The sequence below is a fragment of the Jatrophihabitans fulvus genome (assembly GCF_054781375.1).
The window spans coordinates 132,743-153,758 of sequence record NZ_BAAGUN010000006.1; the positions used below are offsets into that span (position 1 = coordinate 132,743).

The window sequence follows — 21,016 nt, forward strand, 5'->3', positions numbered from 1 at the left end:
ACGAGAGGAGGCCCCATGTCGTCCCGCCCCGAACCGACCCGTGCGGGCCGCCTCGGTCGTGTTCTCCACCCCACCGACTCGGACGGCGGTTTCACGCTCGTCGAGGCGCTGGTCGCCCTCACCATCTTCGTGATGGTGGCCGCGGCCGGGACGATGGCCGTCGTCACGGGCATCCGCAGTGAGAACGACACCGGCGACCGGGTGGCCGCGACGCAGATCGCGCGCCAGGAGGTCGAGCGGGCGGGCGCGATGCCGCGTACCGCCCTGTCCGGGCTCCCGTCCAGCACGTCGGTGACCCGCGGCAGCAAGACCTACGCGGTGACCCGCTCGGTGTCCCCGGCCCCCGGTGGCAGCCCGTGCCCGGCACCGTCCGCGGCGCCGTCCGGCACCGCCGTCCAGAAGGTGCTGGTGACCGTCCGGGTGGCCGTCCCCGGCAGCGGGCGTTCCGTCCGCCTCGACTCGGTGCTCGCATGTTGAGCCGGGTCCGGCGGATCCGGCGCGAAACCCCGGACGCCGGCGTCAGCCTGACCGAACTCATCGTGACGATGACGCTGATGTCGATCGTCGGCGCCATGGCGCTCGGCTGGATGGTCGGCTCGACGACGGCGACCGGCCGGACGACCGAGTCGAGCATCGACACCGCCCGCGCCCGCACCGCGGTCGACACGTGGTCGTCGATGCTCGGCGTGATGTCACCCGTCGCGACGCCGGGCGGACGGGAGCTCGCGGTCGACAGCGACACCATCAAATTCCTGGCGCAGCTGAACAGCAAGCCGTCGTCGTGCGCGACCTCGTGCACGACCGCTGCCGCCACCGAGGTGACGCTCGGTATCGACGACGCGACCGGCGACCTCGTGCAGGTGATCACCCGCGCCGACAGCGAGGACCGCCTGGTGCTGGTGCCGGCCGAGTCGTCCCCGCGTGCGCAGGGGCCGTGCCTGTTCTCGTTCCACCGGGCGGACGGGTCACTGCTCTCGTCGGGCGGCAACACGCCGAAGTGCACCGGGCTCACCGCCGCGGAACTCGACTCCGTCGCGCGGGTCGACTTCGCCTTCGTGCTCACGCCGCACGGCGATTCCGCCCAGACCTACGGCACGAGCGTCGCGCTGCCCGGGAGCGGGACGTGAACCGGCTGCCGGCGGCCCGTCGCCGCCCCGCCGACGACGACGACGACGGTTTCGCGCTGATCTACGTGCTGTTCGTGACCACGCTGGTGCTCATCGGCACCGCATCGATGCTGACCGTCACCGTCGGCCAGATCGGGCCGGCCAAACGCAGCCAGGACACCGCCGGCGCGCTCACCGCGGCGCGGTCGGGCATCGAGGACTTCGTCGCCCACCTCAACGCGCGCTGTCGCACGCTGTCGATCCAGAGCTGCGACTGGCTGTCGGACGCCGGCCCCGTGACCGGCACGAGCAACGACCAGCGCTACACCGCCCGCGCGGTCAACCCCGAGGACTACGTCAACGACAACGACGGGGTCGTCCGCATCGTCTCGACCGGAACCGTGGGCGACGTGAGCCGCACCCTCACCGCCGACGTGTCGGGCGTGCCCAGCGTGCTGCGCTTCGCCTACTTCTCCAACTACGAGACTCTCGGCACCCGCTTCCTCGACGGCTACTACCCCGCCCGGACGATCAAGATCACCGACACCGCGGTGGCGCAGGCGATGGGCCTGCCGGTCGGGTCGCGGGTGACCTGGAACGGCACGTCGGGCGTCCAGGCCAACGGGTGGACGGACGCGATCTGCGACCGCGCGTACTACGACGACGGACAGCAGGGCCGCGCCGGCCTCGCCGCGCTGCGCACCGCGCTCGACGACGGCACCGACTTCCGCGAGGACGGGTCGACGCAGTCACCCGCGCAGCAGGTCACCAACGACCGCACCGCGGTGTCGCGGGACGTGCCCTGCGAGGTCAGCTTCAGCAAGGGCATGGCGTTCACCGGCCCGGTCTACTCGCACGACGCGCTGCGCATCAGCTACGGCGAGTACGGGTCGACGGCCGGCCCCGCGTTCGCGGTGCCGTCGGGCGAGACGCTGCCCGCCCTGTCGACCGGCTGGACCACCGGCAGCGCCCCCGCGGCACCGGCCGCGCTGTACCGCAGCGACACGGTGCTGGGCGGCGTGCCGAGCGTGACGAAGAACGGCGTCGCGCAGCCGGTGCAGTCGCTGCCCGGCAGCATCACGCTGCCGTCGACCGCATCGCCGCGCACCGCCTGCGTGTTCACCGGGCCGACCGGCATCGTGCTCAGCGGCACCACCGCCATCGTGACCAGCCCGCTGACGTCCAGCAGCTGCGTCGCCCGCACCGGGTCGACGTTCACCGTGCCGGTGCGCCGTACGACCATCCAGGTGCAGGACGCGACCGGCTCGACGATCACCGGACGGGTGCCCACCGCGCTCGGCGTCGACAACCTCACCGGCGCCGACGACGTCACCCCCTACTCGGCCACGGCCGGCGACGCCTACGTGCAGGGCCGGCTGACCGGCGGCCGGCTCAGCATCGTCACGAGCGGCGACGTGGTCGCGACGGGCGACGTCACGACGACCTCGACCACCGCCACGGTCGGCGGGGAGAAGTCGTGGACGTCCGGTGCCGCGATCGCGCTCGTGGCCACCGGCGACGTCCGCATCTACCACCCCGTCGGCTGCGCGACGTCAAAGGCGACGACGCCGGGCTGGTGCAACGACGACGCCACCGGCCTCTACGCGACCGTCGACAGCGGCACCGTGCTCAACGCCGACGGGACGCTCGCCGCCGCCCACCCGGCCAGGCAGTACGTCGACGTGCGCCCGGCGCGGGACGTCGAGCTCGACGCCGCGGTGATGGCGTTGCAGGGCTCGCTGCGCACGGACAACGCCAACCGGGGCACCGCCCGCGGCACCCTGACCGTCCGCGGCGGGGTGTACCAGAACCACCGCGGCGCGGTCGGACAGCTGTGGGAGACGCCCGCCGCCACCACCGCGGCGCGTGCGGCGTCCGGGTACCGGCTGCAGATCGACTACGTGAGCTACACCGACGCCGGCCTGCCGTACGTGCCCGTGCTCGACACCGGAAACCCGCTCAGCTCGCCGTGGCTGGTGCTGAGCATCGCAACGGGAGGCACGCCGTGATCCCCCTCTGGTTCGTCGCCGCGCTCACCACCCTGCTCGGCCTGCTCGTCGGCTCGTTCCTCAACGTCGTGATCCACCGGGTGCCGCGCGGCGAATCGGTGGTCTCGCCGCCGTCGCACTGCCCCCGCTGCGACGCCGGCATCAAGGGCCGGCACAACGTGCCCGTGCTCGGCTGGCTCGTGCTGCGCGGACGCTGCGCGTCGTGCGCGCTGCCGATCAGCGCCCGCTACCCGCTCGTCGAGGCCGCGACCGGCGTCCTGTTCGGCGCCCTCACCCTGCTCGTCGGCCTCTCCGCCGCACTGCCCGGGCTCCTCGTGCTCGCGGCGGTCGGCGTCACGCTCGCCCTCGTCACCGCGGACGGGCAACGCCTGCCCCCGCGCTTCGTGGCGACGTCCGCCGTGGTCATCGCCGTCCTGCTCGTCCCCGTCCCCCTGCTGTCCGCCTGATCCCGGAGACCGCCATGCCCGCCACCACGCTCGTCGGACTCGACGTCGGTTCCTCGACCATCCGCGCGGTCGAGGCGACGACCGGCAAGGACCGTCCGACCGTCTCGCGCTTCGGCCAGGTGTCGCTGCCCGACGGCGCCGTCGCCGACGGGCTCGTGAAGGACGAGCGCGCCGTGGCCACGGCACTGCGGCAGCTGTGGGCCGAGCAGGACTTCGGCACGCGCAACGTCGTGCTCGGCGTGACCCACTCCCAGGTCGTCGTGCGCGAGGTCGACGTCACCAACCTGCCGGCGAAGGAGCTGCGCCAGGCCCTGCCCTACCTGGTCAAGGACGTGCTGCCGTTGCCGGTCGACGAGGTGACGCTCGACTTCTACCCGCTCGAGGACGCCGCCACCGCCGAGGACACCGTGCACGGGCTGGTGATCGCAGCGCCGAAGGACGCGGTGATCAGCGTGGTCAAGGCCGTCGAGCAGGCCGGGCTGCACGTCGCCCAGGTCGACCTCGCGTGCTTCGCGGTGCTGCGGGCGTGCGCGCACCTGGCGCACGACACCGAGGCCGTCGTCGACCTCGGGTCCGACGTCACCACCGTCGTCGTCCACACCGACGGCACACCGAAGATCGTGCGGACGATCCCCCGCGGCGGCAACGAGATCACCCGGCTGCTCGCGTCGCGACTCGGCATCGGCCTCGCCGACGCCGAACTCGTCAAACGACGTCACGGGCTGCGGCCGCTGCCGGCGGGCGCCGCGCAGACCGCCGAGGGCACCGACCTGTCCGAGAGCGCCGCCGTCGTCGCCGAGGCGCTGCGCCCGCTCGTGACCGAGCTGCGCGGCTCGTTCAGCTACTTCTCGTCCGCGAACCCGTCCGAACGGGTCGTGCGCGTCGCGCTGGTCGGCGGGGCATCGCTGTTGCCCGGCCTGACCGACCAGCTGACCCGCGACCTCGGCGTCCCCGCCTTCCTCAGCGACCCGCTGCAGCGGGTGAACCGACCCAAGAAGGCCCAGCGCCCGGACGGCCCCGCCGCCGACCAGCTCGGCCGGTTCCGTTCCGCCGCGGCCGTCTCCATCGGCCTCACATTGGGAGCAGCGTGATGTCCGTCGTCGACGACCGACCCCCGTCCGCGAACGCCGCGCGGCGTCCCGCCGCCCGGCCGGCCCCCGCCCCCGACCCGTCCGCCGGCCCGCTGCGCTTCGTCGCCGTGCGCGCCAACCTGCTGCCGCGCGAGATCGTCGCGGGGCGACGGACGGACGCCATGCGCCGGCGGGTGCTGTCGGGACTCGCGGCGCTCGTGGCCGTTCTCACGCTGGCGTACGGCTTCTCGTGGTGGCAGACGCACACGGCGGACGAGCACCTCGCGGCCGCGCAACGGGAACGCAGCGCTCTGAGCGCCCAGACGCAGAAGTACGCGCCGCTCGTGCGGGCGAAGGCGACCACCACCGCCATCGAGCAGCAGCTGCGCCGGCTCATGGTAGGCGACCTGCCGTGGCGCGGCATGCTGACCACGTTGCGGCAGCAGGCCCCCGCGGGCGTCGCCCTCACGCAGGTCGCGGGCACCCTGACCACACCGGTGACCGGCAGCGACCCCGACAGCGCCGGCGGCACCGGACAGCAGGTGCTGAACCGCAGCGGCTGCACCGTCGTCGGGCCGATGACCATCACCGGCACCGCCCCCGACAAGCGCGCCGTCGCCGCGTACGCCGACCGGCTCGCCGGTGTGAAGGGCCTCGCCGCGCCGTATCCCACCAACGTCGCCACCGCCGAGGGACGCACCGCCTTCACCCTCCGCGTGCTCGTCACGACCGACGCCCTGGGCGGCCGGTACGCGACGGGCACCGGCGCCCCGACCTGCACGAAGGGCAACTGACATGGCCACCACGCTCCCCGCGCCGTCGCGCGAACGCACCTGGCTGGTCGCCGGGCTGGTCGCCGGGCTGCTGCTGACGCTCGTCGGCTGGCTGCTGTTCATCTCGCCGCAGCGCTCGGAGACCGACGACGTGAACGCGCGGGCGGCGTCGGTGCAGGTCGACAACGACACGCTGCGGACACGCATCCGGCAGCTCGCCGGTGAGAGCCGGCGCATGACGTCGGTGCGTGCCGCGCTCGCCGCCGCGCAGCAGGCGCTGCCCGGCACCAGCGGCGTGCCCGACCTGCTGCGCACCCTGCAGTCGCTCGGCGGACGGACGGGCGTCGACGTGGTCACGCTGAGCGTGGGCACGCCGACGGACGTCACCTCGGTCGCCGCCGGTGCGGCGGCCCCTGCGGGCACGGCGCCGTCCGCCGCGCCCGTGTCGCCGGCCGCCGGACCGGCGGCGGGCGTCTACGCGCTCAGCATCTCGGCCCAGGCCAACGGCACACCCGCCCAGCTCGAGGCGTTCCTCGACGCGCTGCAGCGCAACCAGCCGCGTGCGGTGCTGGTCACGCAGCTGACGCTCGGCGGCGCGGAGGCGACCACCGGCCGCGGCGCGACCTCACTGCAGCTGACGATGCAGGCGTTCGTCGCACCGGCGTCCGCCGCGGAGGGATCTCAGCTGTCGCAGGCGGCCGGTCGGTAGGACCGACCGTCCGGGAGCCGCCGCTCAGCGCTGGTAGTCGTCCCGTCCGCCCTGCCCGTACCCCGGGCCGCCGCCGTAGGCGTTGCGGGCCCGGCGGTCGGCGTCCTCCTCGATGAGCCGGTTCATCATCTGCTGCACCTGGTCGGAGCGGGGGACGTCCTCGAGCGTCTCCTGCCCGTGCTCGCCCGCGGACTCGATCGTGAGCGTGCCGGCGCGCACCATGCGGTCCCAGAGCGACTGGCTGAACGCGACGTCGCTGATGCGCTGCAGCGAGATGTCCCGGCCGGTGTGGTGCAGCACGCCGCGCCGGATGAGCACGCGGTGCGTGGTGAACACGTAGTGCGTCGTGCGCCAGCGGATCCACGGCGCGAACGACAGCCAGCACAGCAGCACGATGCCGACGACGCCGATGGCGACCAGGACCGCGAGGCGGCCGGCGCCCTCGTCGGGCGCGTAGGCGATGCCGACGCCCGCGGCGGCGCAGACGACCAGGAACCACAACGTCGCCGGGACCAGCGTGATCCAGTGCGGGTGCAGGTGTTCGACGACGCGTTCGTCGTCGGCGAGCAGCTTCTCGGGATATCCCACGGCGAACGCCCTTCGAGACGGACGGGTGTGCCGGGAGGCTATCGGTTCAGGCGACGGCCGTCAGGTCCGGCGTCCGGCCGGCGGCGCCCGCCGTGACGGAATCAGGGGCGGCATCGGGGATCACGGCCACGATGCGCTCGGCGACGGTCGGACGGCCGAGCAGGTAACCCTGCATGCCGTCGCACCCCAGGGCGGTGAGCATCGCGTGCTGGGCGGGCTCCTCGACCCCCTCGGCGACGACGGTCGCGCCGAGCTCGTGGGCGAGGGCGATGAGCGAGGCCACGATGCGGGTCGCGGGCTCGACGCGTACCGGCGCCGCCGTGTCGCCCAGCTGCGCGATCAGCGACTTGTCCAGCTTGATCACGTCGGGCACCAGGCGGCTCACCCGCGCGAGGTTGGAGAACCCGGTGCCGAAGTCGTCGATGGCGATGCGCAGTCCCAGCATGCGCAGCCGCTCGAGCGTCTCGAACACCGCGCCGCCCGGGTCCTGATCGGTCTCGGGTACCTCGACGAGGATGCGGCCGACGTCGAGGCCCGACTCGGCGACGAGGTCGGTCACCCGCTCGACCAGGCCCGGCTGCCGCAGGGTCGACAGGCCGAGGTTGACCGCGACGGTGAGGTCGCCGCCGCGCGCGGCGACCAGGTCGAAGGCCCGTCCGGCGACCAGCAGGTCCAGGTCCATGAGCGCGCCGGCGCGGTCGGCCACCGGAACGAAGCGGTCCGGTGGCACCGGCACGCCCTCGTACGTCCAGCGGGCCAGCGCCTCGAAGCCGATCACGCTGCCGTCGTGGCGGACGATCGGCTGCAGCGCCACGTCGATGCAGCCCTCGCGGATGTCGTCGAGCAGCGCCATCCGCAGGTCGAACTCCGACCCGCGGCTCTCGTCCGACGCCGAATCGGCGGACGGGTCGAACGCGACCGCCGCCGACTTGCCCAGCTGCTTGGCCGCGTACATGGCCCGGTCGGCCCGCTTGAGCAGCACCTCGTTGCCCGGGGTGGGGTCGTCGCCGCGCAGCTGGGTGGTGCCGATGCTGGCGGTGAGGCGCATCGTGCGGCCCGCGATGGTCACGGGCTCGCGCAGCACCGACAGCAATCGCGCCGCCATGGCCGGGGTGTCGACGTCGTACTCGCACAGCAGCGCGAACTCGTCGCCCCCGAGCCGGGCGACGGTGTCGCTCTCGCGGGTGTTCTCGCGCAGCCGCTGCCCGATCACGCGCAGCAGCTCGTCACCGGCGCCGTGGCCGAGGGAGTCGTTGACGAGCTTGAAGTCGTCGAGGTCGCAGAAGACCACCGTGACGCCGCGCTGATCGCGCTCGCGCAGCGCCAACGCGTGCGTGAGGCGGTCGTGGAACAGCGCCCGGTTCGCCAGCCCGGTCAGCCCGTCGTGGAAGGCGCGGAAGCGCAACTCGGCCTGCTTGGCCATGACGTCCAGCAGCAGCTGGCGGTTGTCACGGACGGTCAGCCACTGGCGCAGCAGCAACGCGACGAGCCCGACGCCCTGGATGGCGAGCGTCGCCGGCGCCGCCGTGCCGTCGACGTACGAGACGACGGTCGCGGTGGTGCCGCTCAGCACGATCGCGTACGGCAGCAGCAGCGCGAACAACGACGGCACGGCGGCGTCGCGTTCGGGTTCGAGGTGCGACGCCCGTGTCGCGGCGCGGCTCTCGCACCACGCCGCACCGGCGAGGCCGAGGAACGCCGCGTGCCAGCCGAGATCGGTCAGCGTCCCGGTGCCGTACTGGCCGGTCGCGGTGAGGTAGGTGAAGGACGCATCGGCGACGCTCATGGCGACGAGCGAGCCGGCGACGAACGGGACGACGACCCGGTCGCGGGCGTAGACGATCACGCTGACCGCCACGGCCAGCATGAGGATGTCGAAGGCGGGGTAGGCGAGGCTCACGGTGAACGTGAACGCCGAGCCGCGGCCCTCGTGATAGGTCACACCGAGGTTCGTCGCCCAGCCCAGGCAGACGAGCGAGGCGGCGACCATGACCCCGTCGAGCACGAACCGCAGCCGCTTCGCGGTCGGCAGCGAGGCCCGCAGCAGCAACGCCGGAAGGGCGAGCAGGGGGAACATCAGGAAGCCGGCGTCGGCCAGCGACGGGAACGGCAGCTCGCGGCGGCCGGAGATCTCGTAGTACGACCAGACCGCCTCGCCGGCGCCCCAGAAGGCCGGGGCGGCACCGAACAGCAACCACGACAGGCGCAGCCGACCGATCACGTGTCGTGCCCGCCACCAGCAGAACCCGGCTCCGACGAACGCCGAGGCCGACTGGCTCAGGTCGTCGAAACCGCGCATGGCGTGCGGTTCCAGGGGCCGCCACCGCAGCATCACCCCGAGGGCGACGACGACGACGGCGATCACGACGACGGCGTGACGCCGCGCGCGCTCCTCCGGAAGACCTACCACGAACCTGGCATCGGCGGCCGCGCCCGGAACTTGAGGGCCGGGCGGTGCCGATCAGCCGGCGGGGCGCAGGTGCTCCACGTCGCCGGCCGGGACGACCTGCTCGGGACCGTCCGCCGGCACGACCACCAGGTGCCCGTCGGCGTCGACCGTGCGGGCCTCGCCCTCGAGCGTCGTGCCGCCGCCGAGGGTCACCCGGACGGTCCGGCCGAGCGTGGCGCACCGCTGCCGGTACGCCGCGGCGAGGCCGCACGCCTCGGCGTCGCCCTGGTGGTCGTCCCACTGGGCGACGCGGGCGTCCAGCCGCTCGGCCACTGCGACCAGCAGGCCGGTGCGGTCGGCGACCACGTCGGGATCGGCACCAACCAGCGCGAGCGAGGTGGCGGTGTCGACGGGCAGCTCGTCCGCGGTGGTCGAGACGTTGAGCCCGACGCCGATCACGGCGCTGTCGTCGGCGGTCTGGGCGAGGATGCCGGCGAGCTTGCGGCCGCCGGCGAGCAGGTCGTTGGGCCACTTGAGCGCCACCGTGCTCCCGGTGCCGCTGAGACTGGCCCACCCGTCGACCGCCTCGGCCACCGCGACACCCGTCAGCAGCGGCAGCCAGCCCCACCGGGCCAGCGGCACCGCCGGCCGGACGAGGACCGAGAACGTCAGGCCCGCGCCGGGCGGCGACTGCCACACCCGGTCGTAGCGGCCGCGGCCCGCGCTCTGGTGCTCGGCCGCGAGCAGCGTGCGGTCGGGGAGGGAGGCGGCCCGGGCGGCGAGGTCGGCGTTGGTCGAGCCGGTGTCGGACACGACCTCGACCTGGGGCCAGCGCGCGCCGAGGGCCGCGACCAGCCTCGCGTGATCGAGCGTGGGACGTTCCACACCCACAACCTAGCGGCGGTCCGGTGGTCCTAAGCTCTGGACCATGTCAGCAGACGCCGTCGCGAATGACGACACCGCAGCCGGGCCCGACATCCACACGACGGCCGGCAAGCTGGCCGACCTGGACCGGCGCTACGACGAGGCCGTCCACGCCGGCTCCGAGCGGGCGGTCGAGAAGCAGCACGCCAAGGGCAAGATGACCGCCCGCGAGCGCATCGCGGCCCTGCTCGACGAGGGCTCCTTCATGGAGTTCGACGAGTTCTCCCGTCACCGCTCCACGTCGTTCGGCATGGAGAAGAACAAGCCGTTCGGCGACGGCGTGGTCACCGGGTGCGGCACCGTCGACGGACGTCCGGTGGCCGTGTTCAGCCAGGACGTGACCGTCTTCGGTGGCGCGCTGGGCCAGGTCTACGGCGAGAAGATCGTCAAGGTGCTCGACTTCGCGATGAAGACGGGCTGCCCGGTCGTCGGCATCAACGAGGGCGGCGGCGCCCGCATCCAGGAGGGTGTCGTCTCGCTCGGCCTCTACGGCGAGATCTTCCACCGCACCGTCCGCGCGTCCGGGGTCATCCCGCAGATCTCCCTGATCATGGGGGCGGCCGCGGGTGGGCACGTCTACTCGCCGGCGCTCACCGACTTCATCGTGATGGTCGACCAGACCTCGCAGATGTTCATCACCGGTCCCGACGTCGTGAAGACCGTCACCGGCGAGGACGTCACGCTCGAGGAGCTCGGCGGCGCCCGCACCCACAACACCAAGAGCGGCAACGCGCACTACCTCGGCACGGACGAGGACGACGCGATCGGCTACGTCAAGTCGCTGCTGAGCTTCCTGCCGTCGAACAACCTCGACCCGACGCCGGTGTACGACACCACGGTCACCGAGGAGGTCGACGACGACGACCTCGCCCTCGACACGTTCGTCCCCGACTCGGCCAACACGCCCTACGACATGCACGAGGTCATCGCGCACCTGCTCGACGACGACGACTTCCTCGAGGTGCACGAGCTGTTCGCGCAGAACATCATCGTGGGTTTCGGCCGCGTCGAGGGCCACCCGGTCGGCGTCGTCGCCAACCAGCCGATGCAGTTCGCCGGCTGCCTCGACATCGACGCGTCCGAGAAGGCCGCACGCTTCGTGCGCACCTGCGACGCCTTCAACATCCCGGTGCTCACGCTCGTCGACGTGCCGGGGTTCCTGCCCGGTGTCGACCAGGAGCACGCCGGCATCATCCGCCGCGGCGCGAAGCTGATCTACGCCTACAGCGAGGCGACGGTCCCGAAGGTCACCGTGATCACCCGCAAGGCCTTCGGCGGCGCGTACGACGTCATGGGGTCCAAGCACCTCGGCGCCGACATCAACATCGCGTGGCCCACGGCGCAGATCGCGGTCATGGGCGCGCAGGGCGCGGTCAACATCCTGCACCGCAAGAAGCTCGCGAAGGCCGACGACCCCGAGCAGTTGCGGGTGCAGCTCACGCAGGAGTACGAGGACGAGCTGCTCAATCCCTATGTCGCGGCCGACCGCGGCTACGTCGACACCGTGATCAAGCCGTCCGAGACGCGGGCCTACGTCATTCGCGCGTTGCGCATGCTGCGCAACAAGCGCGAGGCGCTGCCGCCGAAGAAGCACGGGAACATCCCGCTGTGACCACCCCACGAAATCGCTCCGCTTCGCTCCACGATCACGCGGGGACCCCGGAGTGACCACCCCACCCGAGGACGAGCCGAAGCGCCCCGTGCTGCGGGTCGTGCGCGGCGACGCGAGCCCCGAGGACATCGCGGTGCTCACCGCTCTGATGGCCGCCGGCGGCGACGACAGGGCCCCGGAGCCGAGGCGGGTCCGGGGCAGCTGGAGCGATCCGGTCATGCTGGCGCGGCGACGCCTGGCCCAGGGCCCGGGCGCCTGGCGCTCGTCCTACCGCTGACCCGCCCGCCGCAGCCGCGGCAGGGTGGCGAGCAGGCCCAGCACGCCGACACCGACGACGACCGCGATCGCGGTCGTCATGTTGGGCAGCAGGCGGCCCCGCTCGATCTCGCCGCCGGCACCGATCACGGCGGACACGATCGCGAGCACGGTGGCGCCGCCGATCTGGATGCTGGTGTTCACGAGCCCCGACGCGAGTCCCTGCTCGTCGTCGGACACGCCGGCGGTGGCCTGCTCGTTGACCGCGGGGAACGTGAGCGCGAAGCCGACCCCCAGCAGCACCATCGTCGGGAACAGCAGCCCCCAGTACGACAGGCCCGGCTCGACGCGCAGGAAGAGCGCGTACGCGGCCACGAACGCCACCAGACCGACCGCGATCAGCCGGGACGTCGTCACCCGCTGCAGCACGCGGTCCATGCGCAGCGCACTCGCGACCACGATCAGCCCGCCGGGCAGGAACGCGAGCGCCATCGACATCGGTGACCAGCCGAGCGCGTCCTGCAGGTAGATGGTCACGACGAACTGGAAGGCGACGTACCCGCCGAACATGGCGGCGCCGGCGAGGTTGGCGTGCACCAGGGCGCCGGAGCGCAGGATGCCGAGCCGCAGCAGCGGACGGGGGTGACGCCGCTCGAACAGCACGAACGCCACGCCCAGGGCGACGGCCAGCGCAAGGAGACCGACGGTGCGCGCGCTGCCCCATCCGGCGGACGGCGCCCCCACGACCGCGTACACGAACACCAGCAGCGACGCGGTGCTCGTGAGCGCACCCGGCAGGTCGAAGTCCGACGCCCGCACCCGCTGCCGCGACGCGCGGGGAACGACCCGCAGCCCGGCGGCGAGCAGCAGCAGGGCCACCGGCCCGGGCAGCAGGAAAGTGGCGCGCCAGCCCAGCTCGGTGAGCGCGCCGCCGACCACGAGCCCGAGCGAGAACCCGCTCGCACCGCACACGGTGTAGATGCTCAGGGCACGGCTGCGGGCCGGTCCCTCGGCGAACGTCGTCGTGATGATCGACAGACCGGCGGGGACGGTGAACGCGGCGGCCGCGCCCTTGAGGAAGCGCAGGGCGATCAACGTGGTGGGGTCGGACAGCATCGCGCTGACGACGGACGCCGCACCGAAGACGGCGACGGCGGTCAGGAACACGACCCGCCGGCCGACGAGGTCGGACGCGCGTCCGCCCAGCAGCAGCAGTCCGCCGTAACCGAGCACGTAGCCGCTGACGATCCACTGCAGCGACCCCGGGGCCATGCCGAGGTCGCCGCCGATCGAGGGCAGCGCCACGCCGACCATCGACACGTCCAGGGCGTCGAGGAACAGGGCGCCGGCCAGCACGACCAGCAGTCCCCAGACAGCCGGGGTCCAGCGGGTGTCGGTCACGTGCAGGGGTGCGGGTGCGGGTGCGGACGGGGTGGTGCGCGGCGCCGTGAGTTCCGGCGCATCGGTGAGTGCCATGCGGCCAGTTTTATGCATGTGCATTCAATGCACAAGCACATAATGCCTCGACAACAGTTGCACGTGCACGTGATAGGCTCCGCCCATGGCCCGCCGCCCGTCCGCCGACGACGAGCTGGCCCGTGCCTGGCACGAGCTGATGAGCCGCTACCACCGCACGTCCTGCCGGCTCGACCGCGAGCTCGAGGCCGCGCACGGCCTGTCCGGCAGCGACTTCGAGGTGCTGCAGCAGCTGCACGAGTCGGGACCCGAGGGCTCGCTGCGCATGTCCGACCTGGCGGCGACGTGCCACCTGAGCCAGAGCGCGCTGTCGCGCCTGGTCGCCCGCCTCGAGAAGGACGGGCTCGTCGCCCGCGCGATGTGCGCCGACGACCGCCGCTCGGTGTTCACCGAGATCACGCCCGCCGGGCGCGAGCGGTTCGAGGCCGCGCGGCCGACGCAGCGGCGCGTGCTGCGGGAGCTCGCCGACGCCTGACCGGCCTCACGGCAGCACGAACGACGCCGGGAAGCCCGACGTGTCGCCGCACGGGCAGTCGCCCTGCTCCTGCGGCAGCCGTCCCAGCGTGGCGACGAGCAGCTCCCGCAGCCGCGGCAGGTTCTCGGCGAACGCCTCGAGCACGGCGGCGTGGGTGACGCCCTCCCCCGCCTCGACACCCGCGTCGAGGTCCGTGACGAGCGCCAGCGTCGTGTAGCAGAGCGCGAGCTCGCGGGCGAGGCCCGCCTCGGGCATCGCGGTCATGCCGATGATCGACCAGCCGTGCGACTGGAACTCCTTCGACTCGGCGCGGGACGAGAAGCGGGGACCGTTGACGACGACGAGCGTGCCGCCGTCGTGCACCTCCCGGGACGCGACCGCCGCCGCGTGACCGCGCGGGCAGTAGGGGTCGGCGAACCCCGCGTGACCGACGCCGTCGTCCGCGTCGAAGAAGGTGTGCGGACGGCCGTGGGTGCGGTCGGCGACCTGGTCGGGGACGACGAGCGTCCCGGTGGGCAGCGACGTCGTCAGCGACCCCACCGCCGACAGCGACACCACCTGGCGGACGCCGAGCGAGCGCAGCGCCCAGAGATTGGCCCGGTAGGGGACGCGATGCGGCGGGAACCGGTGTCCCGAACCGTGGCGCGGCACGAACACGACGTCGCGGTCGGCGAGCCGGCCGACGGTGAAGGTGTCGCTCGGCGGGCCGTACGGCGTGTCGACGTCCCGGGACTGCGGGTCGTCGAGCAGGGAGTAGAAACCGGAACCGCCGATGACGCCGATGGGCTGCACGCCCCGAGCGTAGGGGCCGGCCCGCACCTAAACTGCAGGGCATGCAGCGCAAGCACTACGAGGCCGAGCACGAGGCGTTCGCCGAGGCGTTCCGGGCGTTCGTCGACAAGACGGTCGTGCCGAACTTCCTCGACTACGAGCGCGAGGGCATCTCCCCGCGCGCGATGTTCACCGAGGCCGGCAAGGACGGCTTCCTGGGCATGGCGGTGCCCGAGCAGTACGGCGGCGGCGGGGTCGCCGACTTCCGGTTCAACCAGGTGATCGGCGAGCAGGTCGCCGCGGCCGGCATCACCGGTTCCGGACTGGGCCTCACCCTGCACAACGACATCTGCCTGCCCTACTTCCTCACCTACACCACCGAGCAGCAGAAGCAGCGCTGGCTGCCGGGCATCGCCTCCGGTGAACTGATCACCGCCGTCGCCATGACCGAACCCGGCGCGGGATCCGACCTCGCCGGCATCCGCACCACCGCCGTGCGCGACGGCGACAGCTACCTCGTCAACGGATCGAAGACGTTCATCACCAACGGCATCAACGCCGACCTCGTCATCACCGCGGTGAAGACCGGCTCCTCCGACGACCGACGCGGGGGCATGACACTGCTCGTCCTCGAACGCGGCATGCCCGGCTTCGAGCGCGGCCGCAACCTCGACAAACTCGGCCTGCACTCCCAGGACACCGCCGAGCTGTCGTTCACCGACGTGCGCGTGCCCGTCGACAACCGGCTCGGCGAGGACGGCGAGGCGTTCGGCTACCTCGCCGCCAAACTCGCCCAGGAACGGCTGTCCATCGCGATCAGCGCCCTGGCCGAGGCCAGCGCCGCCCTGGCCGAGACGCTGCGCTACGTCAAGGACCGCAACGCCTTCACCACACCCATCGCCTCGTTCCAGAACACCAAGTTCGTGCTCGCCGAGCTCGCCACCGACATCGACGTCGCCCAGGCCTACGTCGACCGCTGCGTCGACCGGCTCAACACCGGCGAACTCGACGCCGCGACCGCGTCCAAGGCGAAGTACCACTGCAGCGAACTGCAGGGCCGGGTCATCGACAAGTGCCTGCAGCTGCACGGCGGCTACGGCTACATGACCGAATACCCGATCGCGCGCCGTTACGCCGACGCCCGCATCACCCGCATCTACGGCGGCACCAGCGAGATCATGAAAACCGTCATCGCCAAGTCACTCGGCCTGTGACCCGGTTCGTCCTCGCGTCGCAGTCGCCGGCGCGCCTGGCCACGCTGCGCGCCGCCGGACTCGAGCCCGAGGTGGTCGTCAGCGGCGTCGACGAGGACGCCGTCACCGCCGACTCCCCCGCTGCCCTCGTGCAGCGCCTCGCCGAGCTGAAGGCGTCCGCCGTCGCCGCGGACGAGGCGGACGCCCTCGTGCTCGGCTGCGACTCGATGCTCGAACTCGACGGCGAACCGCTGGGCAAGCCGCACGACCCCGACGTCGCCCGCGCGCGATGGCGCACGATGCGCGGCCGGAGCGGCACGCTGCACACCGGGCACTGCCTGATCGCCGCGGACGGCCGCCGGGCCGGCGCGACCGCCTCGACGACGGTCCGCTTCGCCGACGTCACCGACGCCGAGATCGACGCCTACGTCGCGTCCGGCGAGCCGCTCGCGGTCGCGGGCGCGTTCACCGTCGACGGGCTCGGCGGCTGGTTCGTCGACTCGGTCGAGGGCGACCACCACGCGGTGGTCGGCGTGTCACTGCCGCTCGTCCGCCAGCTCCTGCGCGGCCTCGGCGTCGAGCTCGTCGACCTCGGCTGGGCCGTCGGCCGCTGACCCGCGCGGCGCACCTCCCAGGTGGTGCGGCAGCGACGGCAGGTCGGCCACCGCCCGCGCGACGTCGCCCAGGCGGCGCGGCAGCGAGGTCGAGTTTTCCTCCGGCGCCGTGACCGTGCGGAAGCTGCGGGTGGCGGCGTCGCGCCCGCGCAGCCGGAACGTACGGCCCGTCACCCACTCGGACCGCTCCCGCTCGCTCGCCGCCTCGACGGTCGGGGCACTCGCCAGGATGCGACCCTCGACCCGCTTGGCCAGGTCGGTGAGGCGGGCGGCCTCGTTCACGGCGTCACCGATGACGGTGTACTCGAGGCGGCTCGGGGCGCCGATCTGGCCGGCGATGACCGGCCCGGACGCGACGCCGACCCCGACCTCGAGTTCGCCCATCTCGGCCACCCGGTCACGGATCGCGCGGGCCGTGCGCAGTGCGGCGGTGGCGGCGTCGGGCAGGTCGACGGGCGCGCCGAAGACGCACAGCGCGGCGTCGCCCTCGAACTTGTTCAGCAGGCCGCCGTGGCCCTCGACCTCCTCCACCACGACCTCGAAGAACCGGTTCAGCATGGCGACGAAGTCGGACGGTTCGGTGATGCGGGTGAGCTTGGTCGAGCCGGTGATGTCGACGAACAACGCGACGACGTCGCGGGTCTCGCCGCTCAGGGTCACGCCACCGCTGATGGCCTCGGCGGCGACCGCCGGGCCCACGTGACGCCCGAACAGGTCGGTGACCCGGTCGCGCTCGCGCAGGCCGGCGACCATCTCGTTGACGCCGTTCTCGACCAGCCCGATCTCGCCGGAGTCCTCGATCGGCAGGTCGACGTCGAGCGTGCCGTCGCCCACCCGGCGCAACGCGTCGACGACCCGGCGCAACGGCGTGCCGATGGCGCGCGCGACCAGGGCGGTCGACAGCGCCCCGACCACGATCGCGATGAGCACGACCACGACGCCGACCTGCGTGCGGTTCGCGCGACCGGGCGGCGCGGTGAGCACGAGCACGACCCCGGCCAGGGGCATGCCGCTGGTGAGCACCCAGTTGACGAGCAACCGCTGCCGCACCCCGAACACCGGCGCGGTGCGCGGCGGGCTGGCCGCGAGCGCCAGCCGCGCGATGGGCTGGTTGACGCGCTGCAGCATCGCGTACGACAGGCCGGCGGACGCGAACCCCGCGACCAGCAGGCCCGCCCCGATGCCCGCGGCGCGCTGCGGACCGGTGCCGACGACCCCCGCGACGAGGCCCATGACCACGGCGCCGGTCGCCCACAGTCCGGCGGTGATGACGCCGACGTCCAGGGGCATGCGCAGCGCACGCTTCGCGTCGGCGGGGCCGGGGGTGTCACCGCGCAGCAACCAGCGCAGGGTGCGGCGCTGGACGAGCGTGACGAGCGTGACCCCCGCGATCACGCTGAGCCCGGTGAGGGTGATCGCGGTCGTCACCAGCGTGCTGAACTGCTCGCTCGGCAGGGACGCGTTCATCGCCGTCACCAGCAGAGCCACGACCACGACGCCGACGATGTTCATGCCGATGCCGAGGACGGCGATGCCGCCGGCGGTGCGCAGTACGAAGGGGACGTTCGCGGCGACACGGGTGACGTCGATCGCGTCGACCTCACCCGCGCGCATCTCCACGTCCTGATTCTCCCACCGGAGGGCGGGGAGCACCTGTCGAAGCGGGGGTGCGGGGGTGGCGCCGGTTACACCGTGCGCGGGTGCGGATGCCGTGCGAGCGCGGCGATACGGGTTCGGCGCCAGCTCGGCGCCGGCTCCGTCGGGACGGAGACCGCCGCCAGCGCGACGAGCACCGCCGCCAGCTCCTCCGGCACCGCACCGCCGCGCACACCAACCCGCTTCCCGGCCGGATCGGTTGCCGACACGCCGTCCGAGGACGACCGATCGGGCCGGGAAGGCGTCATACGGGCGGCACCCCGTGACGCTTCGCGGCGATCGAGCGGTCCTTGCCGACGAGCACCTCGTAGCGGCGCGCGAGCTCGGAACGCAGCTGCGACGGCTCGATGATCGCGTCGAGCACGAGGTCGGCGGCCAGGCGCAGGATGTCGACGTCCTGCTCGTACTCGGCGCGCTTGTCGGCGACGAACCGCTCGCGCTCGTCGGCGTCGTCGATGGCGGCGATGTGATTGGCGTAGACGGCGTTGACCGCCGCCTGCGGTCCCATGACCGCCACCTTCGCGGTGGGCAGCGCGATGCAGGCGTCGGGTTGGAAACCCGGACCCGCCATGGCGTACAGACCCGCGCCGTACGCCTTGCGGACGATCACGGACACCTGCGGCACCGTCGCCTCGGACACCGCAGTGATCATCTTCGCCCCGTGGCGGATGATGCCCATGCGCTCGACCTCGCTGCCGATCATGAAACCGGGCACGTCGGCGAGGTACAGCAGGGGCACGTTGAACGCGTCGCACAGCCAGATGAAGCGGGCGCACTTGTCGGCCGAGTCGACGAACAGGACCCCGCCGCGGACGGCCGAGTTGTTCGCGACGATGCCCACCGGCCGTCCGTCGATGCGGCCGAAGCCCACCACGACCTCGGCGGCGAAGAGCGGCTTGACCTCGAAGAACGAGTCGTCGTCGACGAGACCGTCGACGAGCTCGTGGACGTCGAAGGGCACCGACTCGGCCGCGGGCACGCAGTCGTCGGCGAGTTCTCGGGCGGGAGCGACCGCCTCGACCTCGGGCGGTTGCTCGCGCCAGCACGTGGGCAGGTAGGAGAAGAAGACCCGCGCCTGCTCGATCGCGTCCTCGTCGTCGACGGCGAGGTTGTCGCCGCACCCCGAGACGGTGGCGTGCATCCGAGCTCCGCCCATCTCCTCGAGACCGACCTTCTCGCCGACGACCATCTCGGCCATGCGCGGCGAGCCGAGGTACATCGAGGCATTGCCCTCGACCATGATCACGACGTCGCAGAAGGCGGGGATGTACGCGCCACCCGCGGCGGACGGTCCGAACAGGCAGCAGATCTGCGGCACCTTGCCCGACAGCGCCACCTGGTTGTGGAAGATCTTCCCCGCACCCCGGCGACCGGGGAACAGCTCGACCTGGTCGGTGATGCGCGCGCCGGCAGAGTCGATGAGCCAGAAGATCGGCAGTTCCTCGCGCAGCGCGCGCTCGGTGACGCGGATGATCTTCTCGACCGTGCGCGCGCCCCACGAGCCGGCCTTGACGCTCGGGTCGTTGGCGACGACGAGCGCGGGCCGGCCGTCGACCAGGCCCTGGCCGGTGACGACACCGTCCGCCGGCAGACCGGACGCGAGCGCGTTGGCGAGCTGCCCGTCCTCGACGAAGCTGCCGTCGTCGAACAGCAGCGCGATGCGCTCGCGCACGAACAGCTTGTTCTGCGACGCCAGCTTGGCGGCGGCCTTCTCCGACGGCGCGAGGGTGGCCTCGCGGGCCGCCGCGATCTGTTCCGGCGACGAGCTCATGTCACCGGCAGACCGAGCCCACGGGCGATGAGCATGCGCTGCACCTCGGACGTGCCCTCGCCGATCTCGAGGATCTTCGCGTCGCGGTAGAACCGCGCGACCGGGTACTCCTCCATGAAGCCGTTGCCGCCGAACACCTGCGTCGCCGTGCGCGTCGCGGTGACGGCCGCCTCGGTGGCGTAGAGCTTGGCGATGGCGGCGGCCTGCTTGAGCTCGGCGCCGCCGCGGCCGGCGTCCTTGAGCCAGGCCGCCTTGTACGTCAGCAGGCGCGCCGCCTCGACCGACACGGCGAGGTCGCTGAGCGAGAAGGCGACCGCCTGCCGGGAGCCGATCGGCGCGCCGAAGGTGTGCCGCTCGTTGGCGTAGCGCAGCGACAGGTCGAGGCAGCCCTGCGCGAGACCCACGGCGAGGGCGGCGATGGCGATGCGGCCGTCGTCGAGCACGGCGAGGAACTGCTTGAAACCCTGCCCGCGCGCGCCGAGCAGGTTCTCCTCGGGCACGCGGCAGTCGTCGAAGCTCAGGCCGTGCGTGTCGCTGATGTGCCACCCGAGCTTGTCGTAGGCGGGCTCGACGGTGAAGCCGGGCGTGCCGCTCGGGACGATGATCGAGCTGATCTCGTTCTCGCCCGTGCGCGCGGTGACGGTGACCAGCGAGGTGATGTCCGTGCCCGAGTTGGTGATGAACGACTTCGCGCCGTTGATCGTCCATTGCCCGTCGGCCAGCTCGGCGCGCGTCTTCGTCGCGCCGGCGTCCGACCCTGCCTCGGGCTCGGTGAGGCCGAAGCCCGCGAGCGTCCGTCCGGCGACCAGGTCGGGCAGCCAGCGCTGCTTCTGCTCGTCCGAGCCGAAGGTCAGGATCGGGTTGATGCCGAGGCCGACGCCGGCCTCGAGCGTGATGCCGATCGACTGGTCGACCCGCCCGAGCTCCTCGATGGCCACGCAGAGCGAGGTGAAGTCGCCACCGGCGCCGCCGTACTCCTCGGGCACGTTGAGCCCGAACAGCCCCAGGTCGCCCATGGCGTGCACGACCTCGACCGGGAAGTGGTGGTCCTTGTCCCACCGGGCGACGTGCGGACCGACCTCGCGCTCGGCGAAGTCGCGCACCACCTTGCGGAACGACTCGTGCTCGGCGGCGAGCTCGAACGTCACGACGGCCTCCAACTGCTCGGGTTGACGTTAA

General features: G+C 72.6%; 20 protein-coding genes. 12 read left to right on the plus strand and 8 right to left on the minus strand.

From position 1 onward, the window contains the following. Window positions 1-15: 15 nt before the first annotated feature. From ACYVP9_RS18540 to ACYVP9_RS18570, 7 genes are read left to right on the plus strand one after another with little or no spacing between them, the layout of a single operon-like run. Window positions 16-477 (plus strand): type IV pilus modification PilV family protein, encoded by a 462-nt coding sequence (locus tag ACYVP9_RS18540; RefSeq protein WP_460606415.1) that lies wholly within the window; start codon window positions 16-18, stop codon window positions 475-477. After that, on the plus strand, window positions 471-1,127 hold the full coding sequence (locus tag ACYVP9_RS18545; RefSeq protein WP_460606417.1) for a pilus assembly FimT family protein: 657 nt from the start codon (window positions 471-473) through the stop codon (window positions 1,125-1,127). Before ACYVP9_RS18540 ends, ACYVP9_RS18545 begins: the two co-directional genes overlap by 7 nt. Beyond that, on the plus strand, window positions 1,124-3,115 hold the full coding sequence (locus ACYVP9_RS18550) for a hypothetical protein (protein ID WP_460606418.1): 1,992 nt from the start codon (window positions 1,124-1,126) through the stop codon (window positions 3,113-3,115). The genes ACYVP9_RS18545 and ACYVP9_RS18550 overlap by 4 nt, the downstream gene beginning before the upstream one ends. Then, window positions 3,112-3,561: a prepilin peptidase gene (locus ACYVP9_RS18555; RefSeq protein ID WP_460606419.1), complete on the plus strand. Its 450-nt coding sequence runs from the start codon at window positions 3,112-3,114 to the stop codon at window positions 3,559-3,561. Before ACYVP9_RS18550 ends, ACYVP9_RS18555 begins: the two co-directional genes overlap by 4 nt. A 14-nt stretch (window positions 3,562-3,575) precedes the next feature. Continuing rightward, complete coding sequence (gene pilM, locus ACYVP9_RS18560) at window positions 3,576-4,652, plus strand: type IV pilus assembly protein PilM (protein WP_460606421.1); 1,077 nt, start codon at window positions 3,576-3,578, stop codon at window positions 4,650-4,652. Then, window positions 4,652-5,425: a PilN domain-containing protein gene (locus ACYVP9_RS18565; RefSeq protein WP_460606422.1), complete on the plus strand. Its 774-nt coding sequence runs from the start codon at window positions 4,652-4,654 to the stop codon at window positions 5,423-5,425. Before pilM ends, ACYVP9_RS18565 begins: the two co-directional genes overlap by 1 nt. Window position 5,426: 1 nt before the next feature. Then, window positions 5,427-6,113 (plus strand): hypothetical protein, encoded by a 687-nt coding sequence (locus tag ACYVP9_RS18570; RefSeq protein WP_460606423.1) that lies wholly within the window; start codon window positions 5,427-5,429, stop codon window positions 6,111-6,113. Window positions 6,114-6,137: 24 nt separating this feature from the next. Here ACYVP9_RS18570 and ACYVP9_RS18575 read toward each other — a convergent pair whose 3' ends face one another. Genes ACYVP9_RS18575 through ACYVP9_RS18585 form a run of 3 tightly spaced genes read right to left on the minus strand, consistent with a single transcriptional unit; the run spans window position 6,138 to window position 9,975 of the window. Then, a complete protein-coding gene (locus ACYVP9_RS18575; protein ID WP_460606424.1) occupies window positions 6,138-6,701 on the minus strand; it encodes a YdbT family protein in 564 nt (187 codons plus the stop codon). A 46-nt stretch (window positions 6,702-6,747) separates the two neighbouring features. Next, the gene (locus tag ACYVP9_RS18580) at window positions 6,748-9,111 is read right to left on the minus strand and encodes a putative bifunctional diguanylate cyclase/phosphodiesterase (RefSeq protein ID WP_460606426.1); all 2,364 of its coding nucleotides are present in this window, start codon (window positions 9,109-9,111) and stop codon (window positions 6,748-6,750) included. A gap of 51 nt (window positions 9,112-9,162) precedes the next feature. Further along, complete coding sequence (locus ACYVP9_RS18585; RefSeq protein ID WP_460606427.1) at window positions 9,163-9,975, minus strand: biotin--[acetyl-CoA-carboxylase] ligase; 813 nt, start codon at window positions 9,973-9,975, stop codon at window positions 9,163-9,165. A gap of 43 nt (window positions 9,976-10,018) precedes the next feature. Here ACYVP9_RS18585 and ACYVP9_RS18590 point away from each other — a divergent pair, with 43 nt between their 5' ends. Next, complete coding sequence (locus ACYVP9_RS18590; RefSeq protein WP_460606428.1) at window positions 10,019-11,626, plus strand: acyl-CoA carboxylase subunit beta; 1,608 nt, start codon at window positions 10,019-10,021, stop codon at window positions 11,624-11,626. Between the two features lie 52 nt (window positions 11,627-11,678). Next, window positions 11,679-11,903: an acyl-CoA carboxylase subunit epsilon gene (locus ACYVP9_RS18595; protein ID WP_460606430.1), complete on the plus strand. Its 225-nt coding sequence runs from the start codon at window positions 11,679-11,681 to the stop codon at window positions 11,901-11,903. Here the strand turns inward: ACYVP9_RS18595 and ACYVP9_RS18600 are convergent. Next, window positions 11,894-13,357 carry an MFS transporter gene (locus tag ACYVP9_RS18600; RefSeq protein ID WP_460606431.1) on the minus strand — a complete coding sequence of 488 codons (1,464 nt, stop codon included), beginning with the start codon at window positions 13,355-13,357 and terminating at the stop codon, window positions 11,894-11,896. The two genes, ACYVP9_RS18595 and ACYVP9_RS18600, sit on opposite strands and share 10 nt — an antisense overlap. An 85-nt stretch (window positions 13,358-13,442) precedes the next feature. On the opposite strand from ACYVP9_RS18600, the gene ACYVP9_RS18605 reads away from it, so the two are divergent. Next, window positions 13,443-13,832: a MarR family winged helix-turn-helix transcriptional regulator gene (locus tag ACYVP9_RS18605; RefSeq protein WP_460606433.1), complete on the plus strand. Its 390-nt coding sequence runs from the start codon at window positions 13,443-13,445 to the stop codon at window positions 13,830-13,832. A gap of 6 nt (window positions 13,833-13,838) precedes the next feature. On the opposite strand, the gene ACYVP9_RS18610 is transcribed toward ACYVP9_RS18605, so the two are convergent. Continuing rightward, on the minus strand, window positions 13,839-14,624 hold the full coding sequence (locus tag ACYVP9_RS18610; RefSeq protein WP_460606435.1) for an S-methyl-5'-thioadenosine phosphorylase: 786 nt from the start codon (window positions 14,622-14,624) through the stop codon (window positions 13,839-13,841). 41 nt (window positions 14,625-14,665) lie between these two features. Here ACYVP9_RS18610 and ACYVP9_RS18615 point away from each other — a divergent pair, with 41 nt between their 5' ends. Together ACYVP9_RS18615 and ACYVP9_RS18620 are read left to right on the plus strand one after the other, a co-directional pair. After that, window positions 14,666-15,817: an acyl-CoA dehydrogenase family protein gene (locus tag ACYVP9_RS18615; RefSeq protein WP_460606437.1), complete on the plus strand. Its 1,152-nt coding sequence runs from the start codon at window positions 14,666-14,668 to the stop codon at window positions 15,815-15,817. After that, the gene (locus ACYVP9_RS18620; RefSeq protein WP_460606438.1) at window positions 15,814-16,410 is read left to right on the plus strand and encodes a Maf family protein; all 597 of its coding nucleotides are present in this window, start codon (window positions 15,814-15,816) and stop codon (window positions 16,408-16,410) included. The genes ACYVP9_RS18615 and ACYVP9_RS18620 overlap by 4 nt, the downstream gene beginning before the upstream one ends. Here ACYVP9_RS18620 and ACYVP9_RS18625 read toward each other — a convergent pair. From ACYVP9_RS18625 to ACYVP9_RS18635, 3 genes are all read right to left on the minus strand, one after another. Then, entirely contained in the window at window positions 16,333-18,024 is a 1,692-nt protein-coding gene (locus tag ACYVP9_RS18625) for an adenylate/guanylate cyclase domain-containing protein (RefSeq protein ID WP_460606614.1), read from the minus strand. The genes ACYVP9_RS18620 and ACYVP9_RS18625 overlap by 78 nt on opposite strands. A 286-nt stretch (window positions 18,025-18,310) precedes the next feature. Continuing rightward, on the minus strand, window positions 18,311-19,837 hold the full coding sequence (locus ACYVP9_RS18630) for an acyl-CoA carboxylase subunit beta (protein WP_460606439.1): 1,527 nt from the start codon (window positions 19,835-19,837) through the stop codon (window positions 18,311-18,313). Further along, on the minus strand, window positions 19,834-20,985 hold the full coding sequence (locus ACYVP9_RS18635; RefSeq protein WP_460606440.1) for an acyl-CoA dehydrogenase family protein: 1,152 nt from the start codon (window positions 20,983-20,985) through the stop codon (window positions 19,834-19,836). Before ACYVP9_RS18635 ends, ACYVP9_RS18630 begins: the two co-directional genes overlap by 4 nt. Between the last annotated feature and the right edge of the window lie 31 nt (window positions 20,986-21,016).